The sequence below is a fragment of the Streptosporangium album genome, from assembly GCF_014203795.1.
In the GTDB taxonomy this organism is placed as follows: domain Bacteria; phylum Actinomycetota; class Actinomycetes; order Streptosporangiales; family Streptosporangiaceae; genus Streptosporangium; species Streptosporangium album.
Genome location: NZ_JACHJU010000001.1, coordinates 4,250,097 through 4,263,129 on the forward strand (window position 1 = coordinate 4,250,097; position 13,033 = coordinate 4,263,129).

General features: G+C 71.5%; 9 protein-coding genes. 5 read left to right on the forward strand and 4 right to left on the reverse strand.

Features of this window, described 5'->3' with window-relative positions; translation table 11 throughout:
- Positions 1-37: 37 nt before the first annotated feature.
- The 3 genes from FHR32_RS20490 to FHR32_RS20500 form a co-directional block, all read right to left on the reverse strand.
- Positions 38-2,011, reverse strand: a complete 1,974-nt coding sequence (locus tag FHR32_RS20490) for an acyltransferase family protein (protein WP_184755766.1) — start codon at positions 2,009-2,011, stop codon at positions 38-40.
- Between the two features lie 317 nt (positions 2,012-2,328).
- A complete protein-coding gene (locus FHR32_RS20495; RefSeq protein WP_184755767.1) occupies positions 2,329-3,906 on the reverse strand; it encodes an LCP family protein in 1,578 nt (525 codons plus the stop codon).
- Between the two features lie 158 nt (positions 3,907-4,064).
- Entirely contained in the window at positions 4,065-5,483 is a 1,419-nt protein-coding gene (locus tag FHR32_RS20500) for a hypothetical protein (protein ID WP_184755768.1), read from the reverse strand.
- A gap of 120 nt (positions 5,484-5,603) precedes the next feature.
- Here FHR32_RS20500 and FHR32_RS20505 point away from each other — a divergent pair, with 120 nt between their 5' ends.
- From FHR32_RS20505 to FHR32_RS20515, 3 genes are all read left to right on the forward strand, one after another.
- Positions 5,604-7,745 carry a hypothetical protein gene (locus FHR32_RS20505; protein ID WP_246466232.1) on the forward strand — a complete coding sequence of 714 codons (2,142 nt, stop codon included), beginning with the start codon at positions 5,604-5,606 and terminating at the stop codon, positions 7,743-7,745.
- A 279-nt stretch (positions 7,746-8,024) separates the two neighbouring features.
- Positions 8,025-8,918 (forward strand): glycosyltransferase family 2 protein, encoded by an 894-nt coding sequence (locus tag FHR32_RS20510; RefSeq protein WP_312882512.1) that lies wholly within the window; start codon positions 8,025-8,027, stop codon positions 8,916-8,918.
- A gap of 3 nt (positions 8,919-8,921) precedes the next feature.
- Entirely contained in the window at positions 8,922-9,989 is a 1,068-nt protein-coding gene (locus FHR32_RS20515) for a glycosyltransferase family 4 protein (protein WP_184755771.1), read from the forward strand.
- Positions 9,990-10,065: 76 nt separating this feature from the next.
- On the opposite strand, the gene FHR32_RS20520 is transcribed toward FHR32_RS20515, so the two are convergent.
- Complete coding sequence (locus FHR32_RS20520; protein WP_184755772.1) at positions 10,066-11,058, reverse strand: lysylphosphatidylglycerol synthase transmembrane domain-containing protein; 993 nt, start codon at positions 11,056-11,058, stop codon at positions 10,066-10,068.
- 189 nt (positions 11,059-11,247) lie between these two features.
- On the opposite strand from FHR32_RS20520, the gene FHR32_RS20525 reads away from it, so the two are divergent.
- Both FHR32_RS20525 and FHR32_RS20530 read left to right on the forward strand, forming a co-directional pair.
- Positions 11,248-12,087, forward strand: a complete 840-nt coding sequence (locus FHR32_RS20525) for a class I SAM-dependent methyltransferase (RefSeq protein ID WP_184755773.1) — start codon at positions 11,248-11,250, stop codon at positions 12,085-12,087.
- On the forward strand, positions 12,084-13,010 hold the full coding sequence (locus FHR32_RS20530) for a lysylphosphatidylglycerol synthase transmembrane domain-containing protein (RefSeq protein WP_184755774.1): 927 nt from the start codon (positions 12,084-12,086) through the stop codon (positions 13,008-13,010). The genes FHR32_RS20525 and FHR32_RS20530 overlap by 4 nt, the downstream gene beginning before the upstream one ends.
- Positions 13,011-13,033: the final 23 nt, after the last annotated feature.

The following is a 13,033-nucleotide window of genomic DNA, read 5'->3' on the forward strand; positions in this document are numbered from 1 at the left end:
AGCGCCGGTTCCGTCATCACCGGATGTGTTGAGTTAACTACCGCGGAACGGCCGCTGAACTCTCCTTGCTCGGGGAGGCCGCCGCCCCGGAGGGCGTACTCGCCGCACTCCCGGGGGAGGCCGCCGACGGGCGGCGGTAGAGCCAGACCAGGCGGGGTTCGAGTAGCCACTTGAAGAGTGTGCGGGTCTGCGGCAGGCACAGGACGATGGCCAGCACCAGCGCGCTCGACGTGATCGCCAGGACGCCCAGCGGGCCGTGCAGCCAGGAGAAGCTCAGCCACTTCTGGTCCTTGGCGATGAGCACCACGACGCCGTGGAGCAGGTAGGCGTAGAGGGTGCGGGTGCCGAGGTCGGAGAACCAGGTCTCGCGCCTGGGCACCAGCGCCAGGAGCGCGACCGTCAGGGCCAGCCCCGCGATCAGCATGGCGCCGCGTATCCCGAGCCCCGTCCACCAGGTGACGTCCATGGACTTGAAGCTGTAGCGGAAGTAGACCGGCTTGAGGCTGACGTGCGGGGCGATGAAGATCGCCGCCCCGATGGCGCCGGCGACCGTGATCCCGGCCAGGATCTTGACCCAGAGCGGTTTGAGCAGGTCGAAGTGCTCCGGCTTGAGCACCAGGCCGAGCACGTAGAAGGGGAGCAGGCCGAAGAATCGGTCGATGCTGAAGTCGCCGGAGATCTCCGAGAATCCCGCGACCATGTAGATGACCACGGCGACCAGCAGCGGCTGCCGCATCCGCGTCCAGATGGGTGTGGAGATCCGCCAGAGCACCAGGGCGAGCAGGTACCAGTTCAGCCAGGCCGGGTCGATGATCGTCAGGGACCATTTCTGGCCCAGCGCGTAGCGGAGCAGCGCGTAGCCGATCTCCACGACCGCGTAGGGGACCAGCATGGTGTCGACCAGCTTGTTGATCTTGGCGTTGGAGTGCCAGAAGTTGCGGCCGAGATAGCCGCTGATCAGTACGAACGCCGGCATGTGGAACGTGTAGATGAACAGGTAGGCGGCCTTGGCCGAGTGCGCGGACAGGGTGGGCACCAGCGAGTGCCCGGTCGCGACGAGGACGATCAGGATGAACTTGACGTTGTCGAGGTAGGGGTCGCGCTTCTTCTTGCCGGGGGGAGGAGCGGGTTCCTCCCGCGAGCGCGGCTCCTGCTCATCCGCGGCCGGGCTCCACGGGGCCGGATCGGGGTCTCGGTGGGAGTTCTCCCAGTAGGAGAACGGCCGCTCGGCAGGGGCCGGAGCCTTCTGCGGCTCGGCCCGACGGTGGGAAGGCGCGGCCGGAGCCGCAGGAGCCTGGGCGCCGGCCTGGCCCGATGACCAGGCGGGGTCCAGCGGGTCCAGAAGGTTCCCCGCGGGCGCGATGGCGCGCGGCGTCATGTCCAGGGGGTCTCTGCGCGTGTCCGGATACGGCGCCCGTGCTTCCCGCGCGGAGGGATAGGAGGTCTCCCGCTGGGAACCCCATGTCTGCGGGGCGGCCGGCGGTGGGACGCCCAGGTGCGACGAGCCCCACGCCTCCGGTGGGGAGGCGTCCCGGTGCGATCCCCATGTCTCCGCCGGGGAGGGCGGGCCACCGAGGCGAGGGGCCTGCGTGCCCGGTGCCTCCGGGGGCGGGGTGCGGTGCCGCGTCCGCCCCTGCGGCTCGGAGGGGGACCGGGTGCCCCGGCGCGGCTCCTGCTGCCCGGGAGCCGCCTGGGTGTCCCAGTTGGCCCACGCGTCGTGCTCGGTGGAGGACGACGGCTCCTGGTAGGCGGGGTAACCCCAGGCGGTGACCTCACCGGGATCCTCGTCCGGGCCGTGCCCGTCCGGGCGGCCACCCCGCCTTGCGGAGGGAACGCGGTCCGGCGGCTCCGGCCAGGGGGCCGAGGAGGTGGGAGACGGCTGTGCGCGCTCGGGCATCGGCCACGGGGCGGGTGTCCGGCCCTGTCCGTCGGTGGACCTGCCGGTGTCGGCGTCGGGGACGCCGTCGTCCCCTGGGGTCGGTACCTGGAAGGGGAATCGGGTGTCGCTCACGGGGAAAACGCTCAGCTATCTGTCGGAGACTGGGGAGTAGTCGGACACGCTAGTGGAGACGTCCAGGGACCGCCGGAGGAGTGCGGCCAAGTGGGGGGTTCGCCTCGCCGACCCGACCACCCTAGACCGATGACGCGCCCTCTGTCGCACGCGCACTGGGGGTTTGCGAGGGTTCGCGGCGAATCGTGATCATCGGAAACCTGTGGCCCCAGCGGGGCCGTCGCGCTCCTGGACGGAGCACGCGGCGTTCCCGGGACCGCGGCGCTCACCGACGGGGGAGGCGGCGGCTCCGGCCGTCGCCTCCCCCCTGCCGGGTCCTACTGACAGGGGTCGGTCTTGCTGTCGACGACGTCGCCCTTGAAGGAGTCGGGGCTGGGGGCCCGGACCCCCTTCCAGTCGGCACCGACGACCAGCTGGACGACCGGTCCATCCAGAGGCGCGGTGGCCGGGATGGTCGGTGCGTAGTTCTCCACCGTGGCGGGCTTCACCTTGCCCGCGACGGGGACGAGTTTGTCGCCGGAGAGCCGGGCGGCCACCGCGTCGGCGTAGGCGGCCCCCTCGGCGTCCTTCTTGCCGTAGCGCAGCGCCGTGGTCGGCACGTTGCCGGTGGTGTTGCCCACCTGGGTCACCTTGAAGCCCTGTTCGGCCAGTTTCGCGGCCACCTCCTTGGCCCGGCCGAACGTGCCGGTGCCGTTGAAGACCTGGACCTGGACCTGCTCGTTCTTGACGGTCGGCTTGGCGGGGGCGTTGGGGGCCGGGCTGGCGGTCGGCTCGGTGTCGCTGCGGATCGACTCGAACAGGTTCTGGGCTTCGGGCTTCCAGACGACCCGGTTCTTGTCCTCGGGGTCCGGCATCCACGGGATGGTGACGGCCTTCAGGCCCTTGGCGGTGAGGGATTTCGCACTCTGGGCGATCTCCACCATGCGATCGACGCTGAGCTTGCTGTCGACCGTCATCGAGGAGGTGACGGCGTTCAGGAAACCGGTCAGCTTGCCGACGTCGGTCAGCAGGTCGGAGCTGGTGGCCTTCTTCATCACCTGCTGGAGGAAGACCTGCTGGCGCTTGATCCGGCTGATGTCGCTCCCGTCGCCGAGCGAGTAGCGGGCGCGGACGTAGGCGAGGGCAGTTTCACCTTTCACGACGTGTTTGCCCTTGGTCAGCTCCAGCTTGGCCTTCTTGTCCGACACGTCCTGGGGCAGGCAGATCTCGATGCCGTCCAGCGCGTCGACGATCCCCTTGAATCCGGAGAAGTCGACCTTGACGAAGTGGTTGAGGCGGATCTGGGTCAGCGCCTCGATCGTGTTCCAGGTGCAGGCGATGCCGCCGTCGTTGAAGGTCGCGTTGATCATCTTGGGGCCGGCGGGGACGATCGCCTTCGTCTTGGGGTTCTGACAGGAGGGTGTCTGGACCACGGAGTCACGGGGGAAGCTCAGCAGCGTCGCCTTGTCGCGGTTCGGGGAGATGTGGAGCAGCATGATGGTGTCGGTCCGCTCGCCCGTGCCCTGCATGTGCTGGCCGTACTTCTTGTTCGCGTCGCCCTCGCGGCTGTCGGAGCCCACGACGAGCACGTTGAGCGCTCCGGTGTCCGGGGGGCGGTTGGCGCTGAGCTGTTTCGTGATGTCGTCACGTTTGATGTTGTCGTCGAGGCTGCGGTAGAGCTTGTAGGCCCCGAGGGTGCCGGCCACCAGGACGCAGGTCATCCCGACGCTGATCCAGCCGCCCACGCTCAGCCGTCCGGTCTTGCGGGCCGGCTCGCGGGGCGGCCTGTCGTACTCGACCGGATTCTCGGGGGGCTGCTGCCCCCCGTTCCCGCCCGCGCGCCGGGAGCCCCGGCGGCCGTGGCCGCCCGGCTCGGTCCGGCGGTCCCTCACGGCGACGTGCCGATGGTCGCTCATGCGATCTCCTCGCCCGGCGGCAACATCAGGTGCTGTCTCAGCTCGCTCATTGCGCCCAAAGAGTAGGTCACGAGGTGAGCAGGGGACGCGATGATGACGTGAACTTGGTCATGACTGCCCCTTTACAGGTCCCGTGATGATCCGAGCGCTCAGCATACTCAAATACGGACATTTCTTGGAATGTTATGGAAAGAAGGTTTACCTGCCATAAACGCGGCGGCCAGACACGCGGCCGGTACGGCGGGCAGGACGTAGCGGTAGTCGAACTCCGCGACCGCCGGAGGCATGACGAGCAGCACCACCGCGGTCGTCCACGGCAGCACCCACGCCGTGGAGTCCGGGCGCACCCGCCCGGCCCGGGCCGCCACCGGGCGGAACCGCCGGATGCCCGCCGCCGCCGGGGGGATGAGCAGGATCACCAGCACCGCCGCGCCGGGCAGCCACACGATGTCCTGGTAGGCCCGTATCCAGCCCGCGTACGGCTCGACGATCCGGGTGGCGATCGGTCCTCGCTGGTAGTGGCGCTCGGCCCACTCCGCGCCCACCGTGGCCGGGTAGCGGCCCGGAGGCGCCGGCGGCGTCGCGGGGAACTCGTAGTAGTCGTAGACCTCCTGGTCCGGATAGACCGGGCGGTTCAGCGGGAACGAGCGCGCCAGCTCGGAGAGCACCGAGCTCAGGTAGGCGAGCGGCTGGCGCTGGATGGCCAGCGACGCGAACCGCCCGGCCAGCGCGTCGTTCGCCTCGCTGAAGGTGATGCCGGGCAGCCTGACGAGCGGGGAATCGGGACTCCAGACATACTCCTGGGCGGGGGGCCGTCGCTCGGGCGGGCGGGGGTCGCAGAGCACCGCCAGATCCGCGGGAGGCCGCATCACCGCGCAGTCGGCGAACGTCATCGTCTTGGCGTAGAGGAAGACGCCGTTGGCTCCCACGATGCCGACCCGGCCGGTGGTCGCGTAGAACCAGGCTCCGTAACCCAGGATCGGCAGCGCCGCCGCGGCCAGCATCACCCCGGCCATGAGCACCCGGCCCCGCATCCGGTAGATCAGCCAGCACGCGAAGATCGCGACCAGCGGCAGCCCCACGGTCCTCGTCAGTGTCGCGGCCGCGACCAGCAGCCCGATCCCGCATGCCGTACGCCACCCGGTGGCCCGGGAGAGGGCGAGGCAGACCGCCGACATCACCAGCGCGGCGAACAGGGTGTCGGAGACCAGCAGGTGCTCCAGCTCGATCTGGTAGGCGTCCAGAAGGGAGGGGACGGAGGCGAGCACCGCGGCCCAGCCGGGGACGCCCAGCCGCCGGGCGGTGAAGTAGACGAGCACGCCGATCAGGAGTCCCAGCAGATGCTGGACCAGCGCGACGAGGGCGAAGCTGTGAAACGGTTCGAGCAGTCGCAGGAACATCGAGTAGCCGGCCGGCCGGACCAGGTCGGGCCGGGGCCTCAGCGCGGTGACGACGTAGGTGTAGGAGTCGGGGAACCAGAGCGCGGGGCGGTAGCCGAGCATGGTGACCGCCCGCAGGACGACCCCGAGACTCAGAACCCCCAGGAACCATCGGTGCTCCCGAGCCCAGCCGACCACGTGCCGCCCCCTTCGCGCGCTGCGCGTACGCTACCGGCTTTCCCGCAGCCGGTGCGCGCGTGCCCGTCGCCCTCGCCGGAGGCTGCCACTACGCTCGGGTCAGCTATGTGGACCATCTGGATGGATCACGCGCGGAGGCCCACGGCGGGCAGGGTGCTCGCCGTGCTGTCGGTCGTGCCCGCGCTCGTGCTGGCGGGCTGGCTGCTGGCGGGGCTGTCGCTGCTGCTGTTCGGCTGGTTCCGGCCGCTCGCCGCCCTGCCGCTGGGCCTGGTGATCGCGGCCGTCCTGTGCCGGTACGGCCTGCGCCGCCTGCCCGAGACCGTCGAGGCCACCGCCTGGCAGACGTCCGGGGTCGTGGCCGTGGCCCTGGCCTCAGGGATCTTCAACGGTCTGCTCCACAGCGAGCAGCTCATCGTCCGCCGAGACCCCGCCACCTACGCGCAGTACGCCCTCTGGCTGGCCGGGCACGGCTCGTTGCCGATCCCGTACCAGCAGGCGGCCTTCGGCGGGCCGGATTCCGCGCTGCGCTTCGACAGCGCGGGCTTCTACAACTCCGGCGGCGCGATCGTGCCCCAGTTCATGCCGGGCGCGCCGCTCATCGACGCGCTGGGCCACTGGGTGGGCGGTCTGTCCGGGCTTCTGCTGGTGCCGCCGGTGCTGGGGGCTCTGGCGGTGCTCGTCCTGGCGGGGGTCGTGGCCCGGATGGTCGGCGCCCGGTGGGCCCCGCTCGCCGCGCTCGTGTTCGCGGTCAGCCTCCCGATCCTCTACACCTCGCGCACCACCTTCAGCGAGATCCCCTCCATGATCCTGCTCTTCGGCGGTCTGGCCCTGCTCCACGATGCCCAGGTCAGGCTCCGCTCCGGCACCACGGGTCTCGGCTACCTGCCGTCCGCGCCCTCCGCCGAGCAGCCGGGACGGATCCGCCGGGCCCAGTCGGACGGCGCGGTGATCGGGGCGGAGCTGGCCGGCCTGGTGTTCGGGCTGGCCGTCCTGGTCAGGATCGACGGCCTGCGCGACGTGCTGCCCGTGCTCGTCTACGCCGGGCTGCTGATCGCCATGCGCCAGGTCGGCACCCGTGACGAGGGGCGGCTCGGCGTCCCGCTGCTGTTCGGGCTGGCGGCGGGGGTGGGGACGGGGGTCGCGGCCGGATACATCCTGTCCCGGCCCTACCTGAACTACCTCTCCGGATCGTTTGTGCCACTGCTGGCCATCTGTGGCGTGGTGCTGGTCCTCACCCTGGTCGTCGCGCTCCTGGCCCCGAGGCTCGTGGTGCTCTTCCGGCGGGTCAGGAGGATCCGGCGGCTGCCCGAGATCGCCGGCGGCCTGGTGGCGCTGGCCGTGGTGTCCTTCGCGGCCCGGCCGCTGCTGCAGGTGGTCACCCGGCTGCCGACGACGCGGGACGACCGGCTGAACTTCGAGTTCATCGAGAGGACCCAGCAGGCCAACGGGCTGCCGATCGACGGCTCCCGGCTCTACTACGAGGACTCGCTGTACTGGGTGATCTGGTACGTCGGCGTCCCCGTGGTGGTGCTGGCCACGCTGGCCGCGGCGCTGCTCACCCGCAGGATGGTCCGGGGCAGGGGCTTCGGCTGGCTGCTGCCGCTGGCCGTCATCGGCTGGACCACGGTCACCACGCTCTACCGGCCGGGCATCACCCCCGACCACCCGTGGGCCGACAGGCGGCTGGTCCCCGTCGTCATCCCCGGCCTCATCCTGCTCGCCTTCTGGGGGCTGCGCTGGGTGCGGGAGAAGGCCCGCCGGATGGGATACGGCCGGGCCGTCCAGAACGGCCTCGCCGCCTCCGGCGCGGTGCTCCTGCTCGTCCCCGCGGTGATCACCTCCGTCGGGACGGCCCTCACCCCCATCGAGCCCGGCGAACGCGCGGCGGTCGAGGCGATGTGCGCGGCCCTGCCGGAGCGGGCCTCGGTGCTGATCGTGGAGCGGGTCACCGGCGAGCGGTTCACCCAGGTCGTCCGGGGCACCTGCGGCGTCCCCACCGCCCGCGTCGTCTTCGGCCCGGGCGCGGACGTCCCCGCCTCGTCCGACGTCACCCGCCTGATCGACCGGACCCGGGCGGGAGGCCGCGTCCCGGTCCTGCTCGCAGCCAAGGCCGGCCAGCTCTCCCGGTACGGCCCGGCGGTCCAGGTGATGAAGCTCCGCACCCGCCAGGACGAGAGGTCGCTCACCGGCCCCCCCGACGGCACCTGGTCCCTGTCCATGGACGTCTGGATGGCCGTCCCACCCGCGGACGCGGGTCCCTGAGAGCCACGGGGATCGTCATGTCACCGAGCCGTTGCCGCCTGGGCGTCCTCAATCCGGCCGGAGGAGTGATCTCCCCGGTTCCGCGTCGGGGCCGCCGGGGACCCGGCGCTCCGCACGGCCTGCGGGCCGTTTCCGGCGGCCTGGGAATCTCGCCTGTTCAGGGGCGGCACATCGGGCCGCGTGACCGTCTGGAGGGGGTGATGTGCGTCCGGGTCTTGACTGGGCAGAGTATCCTCGCCGGACGTGAGCACGCCCGAGATATCCGAGAGTGGACCAGCTGTGGACGCAACGCCGTACGTCACGATCGTTCTGCCCTGTTACAACGAGCAGGACCACGTCATCGACGAGGTCGAGCGCATCTCCGAGGCCATGGACCGCAGCGGCTACACCTACGAGCTCGTGGCCGTCGACGACTGTTCCACCGATCAGACGCTGGCCAGGCTGCAGGAGGCCGCCCCGCGCTTCCCGCACATGCGGATCAGGGCCTTCCACCGCAACGGCGGGTCGGGCACGGTGCGCAGGATCGGCACGCAGGAGGCGCGCGGCGAGATCGTCGTGTGGACCGACGCGGACATGACGTATCCCAACGAGCGCATCCCCGAGCTGATCGAGATCCTGGAGAAGGACCCCACGGTCGACCAGGTCGTGGGCGCGCGGACCACCGAGGAGGGCTCGCACAAGTTTCTGCGGGTGCCGGCCAAGTGGTTCATCCGCAAGGTGGCCGAGCGGCTGGCCGGGCAGAAGATCCCCGACCTCAACAGCGGGCTGCGGGCGTTCCGCAAGTCGGTGGCCAGGCCCTACCTGCGGCTGCTGCCCCCTGGGTTCTCCTGCGTCACCACGATCACCCTGTCGTTCCTGTCCAACCAGCACGACGTCTACTACCTGCCGATCGGATACAGCAAGCGGGCCGGTAAGTCCAAGTTCAGCTTCGTCTCCGACGCCTACCGCTACATCCTGCAGGTGCTGCGGATGGTCATGTACTTCAACCCGCTCAAGGTCCTCATGCCGCCGGCCATCTGGCTGATCTGCATCGGTATGGCCAAGGGGGTCTACGACAACGTCAAGTCGCCCTTCTACCTGGCCAGCAACACCGTCGTGATCTTCATCTCCGGCCTGCTCATCGGGTCGCTGGCGCTGCTCGCCGACCTCATCGTGCGTTCCCGGAGCGAGTAGGCGATGCGGATCGCGATCGTCGGGCCGACCCATCCCTACAAGGGCGGCGGGGCCGCGCACACCACCGAGCTGGCCCACCGGCTGCGCGCCGCCGGGCACGACGTGGTGATCGAGTCGTGGAAGGCGCAGTACCCCTCCTTCCTCTATCCCGGTCAGCAGACCGTCGACACCCCCGACGGCGCCCCGTTCCCGAACGTCCGCCGCGTCCTCGACTGGCGTCGCCCGGACGGCTGGATCCGCTGCGGGCGGCGGCTCGCGAGCGCCGACCTGGTGATCCTCACGGTGCTGAGCCCGGTGCAGGTCCCTCCCTACCTGGGCATCCTTTACGGCCTGCGCCGCCGGACCCGGGTCGTCGCGCTCTGCCACAACGTGCTGCCCCACGAGCGCAAGCCCTACGACGCCCCGCTGATGAAGGCGCTGCTGCGCCGGGTGGACGGGGTACTGGTCCACTCCGAGCCGCAGGCCGCACTGGCCCGCGGGCTCGGGCCCGCCCCGGTGACGACGGCCGAGATGGCGCCGCACCTGCCGGTCAAGGCCATCCGGCGGGGCGAGGTGGCGGAGGTGGCGGACCGGCTGCTGTTCTTCGGCCTGGTCCGGCCGTACAAGGGACTCGACCTGCTGATCCGCGCGCTGCCCGAGGGCGTCTCCCTGCGGGTCGCGGGGGAGTTCTGGGGCGGACTGGAGGAGACCAGGGCGCTGGTCGCCGGGCTCGGCCTGACCGACCGGGTGGAGCTGCGGCCGGGTTACGTGGCCGACGTCGACGTGCCGGGGCTGTTCGCCGACGTGGACGCCCTGGTCCTGCCCTATCGGAGCGGGACGGCCAGCCAGCAGGTGTGGTTCGGTCACGAGCACGGCGTGCCGGTGATCGCCAGCCGGGTGGGGACGCTCGGCGACCACGTCACCGACGGGGTGGACGGCCTGCTCGTCGAGCCCGGCTCGGTGGAGAGCCTGCGCGCCGCGCTGACCGCGTTCTACCGGCCGGGCGAGCCCGAACGGCTCCGCGCGGGGGTCAAGGCCGTCGACCCCGACCCCTACTGGGCCACCTACCTCAAGGCCCTGGTCGCGGACTGAAACCCCGTCCGGGGCCGGCGCGGGGGAAGGCCCACATGGCTCCTTCCGGCGGTGCGGGCCAGGCCGGAGGAGGACGTCAAACCGAAGGGCTCTGATCGGCGGGGGCCGGGACGGGCACGTCCGCGGCGGGCCGCCGCTTCCGGCCCCAGAGGTAGCCGATCCCGGCCCAGGCCAGGTCGGTGAGGGTGAAGGCCAGCCGGGAGACCAGGGCGACGACGACGACGGCGGCGGACGCGGCGCTCGGGACCCCGAGCCCGTGTGTCCCCTCGCCCAGCCCCGACATGAGGGCTCCGGCCATCGCGGCCTCGCGCACGCCCACCCCCGCCGGGACGACCGCGATCAGCAGGCCGGTGGCCCAGGCGACGGCGTAGGCTCCGGCGCCGAGCAGGTAGAGCGAGAAGTCGCCGGTCATGTCGCCCAGGACGAGCCAGGCGTGCAGGCCGTAGACCAGCCAGCCCAGGAGCGTCCAGGCGACGGCGGCGAGCAGCGCGCGGCCGGGCAGCACCCGCTCGACGGGCTCCTTGCGGGCGATCCGCAGCGCCAGGTTCAGTCCCCACGTCAGGACCTTCGGGTGCAGGCACACGATGATCACCGGGATGACCAGGGCGAAGTACCACATCCGCTCGGCCATCGACCGGGCGGTGAACGGTAGCGTGGCGGCGGCGAGGCCGACCGCGCAGCCAAGCGAGATCAGCAGGGCCAGGGAGGTGGCGCTGAAGGTGCGCCGGGGCGGGCAGCCGTGGTCGCGGCCCAGCTCCATCATCGCGGCGTAGGCCCAGACCGATCCCGGGACGTACTTGCCGAGCTGTCCGACGAACAGCACGCGCGCGGCCACCCGCAGCGGCAGCGGCGATCCGAGGCCGGCGACCACCCGCTGCCAGGCGACGAGCATGCATCCCGCCCCGGCCATCACCGCCGCCCAGGCCCCGGCGACCGACCACCACGACAGCTCGGAGAGCGCGGAGCGGGTCGCGTCCCAGTTCCTCGCCAGGCCGTAGGCCAGAAAACCGACGGCGAGGAGGGCGAGGAGCACCCGGAGCAGGCGGCTTGCCCGCAGGCGGCTCAGCATCCGCCCAGGGTATGACGCGGGCCTTACTCGGCGGTAGGGTCCCGGCTCGCCGGTACGCTTGGGCGGCGTACCAGGCGTACCAGGCGGACCCGCCGCGGTGAGCGCGGGGCTCCCGCACACGTCTCCGGCATGACGGACCGTGCGGGACGGGCGGTCCGCGCGGCGAACGAGGGAGTGGCAGGCGAGGCTATGGGCACGAAACGGGTGGCGCAGCTGGCGTACTCCGAGTTCCAGGCGGCGATGCTCGACGAGGCGAAGCGCCGTCGCAAGGCCGCGAAGATCGTGGCGGTGCTCGGCCACTTCCTCGGCCGCGACAAGGACGTCCTCGACGGCCTGACGGTCGCCGACATCGGCTGCTCGGCCGGGTTCATCGCCGACGAGCTCGCCGCCGCGGGCGCGAGGCGGACCTTCGGCGTGGACATCGACGTGCCCGGCCTGCGCAAGGCGGCCGAGCGGTTCGGCGAGCGGGTCGAGTTCCTGTGCGCCGACGGCACCGCGCTGCCCTTCCCCGACGGCTCCGTCGACGTTCTGGTCTTCAACCACATCTACGAGCACGTGGTGGACCCCGACGCGATCATGGCCGAGATGCGCCGGGTGCTCGCCGACGACGGCGTGCTCTACCTCGGGCTGGGCAACCGGCTCGGGGTGATGGAGCCGCACTACAAGCTGCCGTTCCTGTCCTACCTGCCGCCCGCGCTGGCCGACCGCTACGTCCGGCTGTCCGGCCGCGCCGACAGCTACTACGAGCGTTACCGGACCCGGCGGGGCCTGCGCAGGATGGTGCGGGGCCTGCGGGTGTGGGACTACACCTTCCCGGTGCTCGCCACCCCGGCGGCGTTCGCCGGCTCCGAGCTGTTCGGCGGCGTGGCCGGCCGCGTGGCCGGGGGCGTGCTGGCCCGGCTGCCCCGCGTCGTCCTGCGCGGACTGCTGCCGGTGGTGCCGACCTACCTGTGGGTGGCCACCAAGAGCGCCCGCCGCCCGGCCGGGGCGTCCCTGCCCCAGCCGCCCGATCCGGTCCGCCCCCTGTGAAACGGCTGGTCCGCGTCGCCTTCCTGCTCGTGGCGCTGGGGTTCGGCGCGTGGGCGGTGGCGAGCCAGTGGGAGAAGGTCCTGGCCGGGTTCGCCCGGCTGTCGGCGCCGGCGCTCCTGCTCTCCCTCGTCGCCGTGGTCGTCGCGCTGTGCGGCGGGATGATGACGTGGCGGGCGCTGCTGGCCGATCTCGGCTCGCCGCTGCCGTTCCGCCCGGCGGCGAAGGTCTTCTTCGTCGGCCAGCTCGGAAAGTACATCCCCGGCTCGCTGTGGCCGGTGCTCGCCCAGATGGAGATGGGCCGTGAGCTGGGCGTGCCCCGGTCGCGGAGCGCGGCGGCCTTCTTCCTGACGCTGCCCGTGCAGCTCGGCAGCGGGCTGATGATCTCGGGGGTGACACTGCTGGCCGCCCTGCCCGGATCCGCCGCGCCGTACGCCTGGGTGTTCCTGCTGATCCCGGTGCTCGTGGTGGTGTTCGAGCCGAAGGTGATCAACGCGGTCCTCGGGTTCGGACTGCGGAAGCTGAAGCGCGAGCCGCTGGAGCGCCCGCTCACCCGCCGGGGCATCCTCACCGCGCTGGGCTGGGCCCTGCTCGGCTGGACCGCGTACGGCCTGCACCTGGCGGCGATCATCCACGAGTTCGGGCTCTCGGGCGTCTCGATGGTCCTGTTCTCCATCGGGTCCTTCGCGCTGTCCTGGTGCCTGGGGATCATGACGTTCGTGGTCCCCGCGGGGGCCGGTGTGCGTGAGGCCGCCATGGTGGCCGTGCTGGCCCCGGTCCTGGACCGGGGCTCGGCGATCGCCGTGGCGCTCTGCTCCAGGATTGTGATCATCCTTGGCGATCTCGTCTGCGCCGGTGCCGCGGGCCTGTCCGCGCGCCGCGCCGTCGACGCCCGGCGCGACCCCGACCCGCGAAAAGCCGTGTGATTCGCCCCACGTTTCCGGAGGCT

Bases quoted from the DNA above. Each gene is read 5' to 3' on its own strand.
- FHR32_RS20525 (WP_184755773.1), top strand. From the start codon at position 11,248: ATGGGCACGAAACGGGTGGCGCAGCTGGCGTACTCCGAGTTCCAGGCG.
- FHR32_RS20520 (WP_184755772.1), bottom strand. From the start codon at position 11,058: ATGCTGAGCCGCCTGCGGGCAAGCCGCCTGCTCCGGGTGCTCCTCGCC.
- FHR32_RS20495 (WP_184755767.1), bottom strand. From the start codon at position 3,906: ATGAGCGACCATCGGCACGTCGCCGTGAGGGACCGCCGGACCGAGCCG.
- FHR32_RS20515 (WP_184755771.1), top strand. From the start codon at position 8,922: ATGCGGATCGCGATCGTCGGGCCGACCCATCCCTACAAGGGCGGCGGG.
- FHR32_RS20505 (WP_246466232.1), top strand. From the start codon at position 5,604: ATGGATCACGCGCGGAGGCCCACGGCGGGCAGGGTGCTCGCCGTGCTG.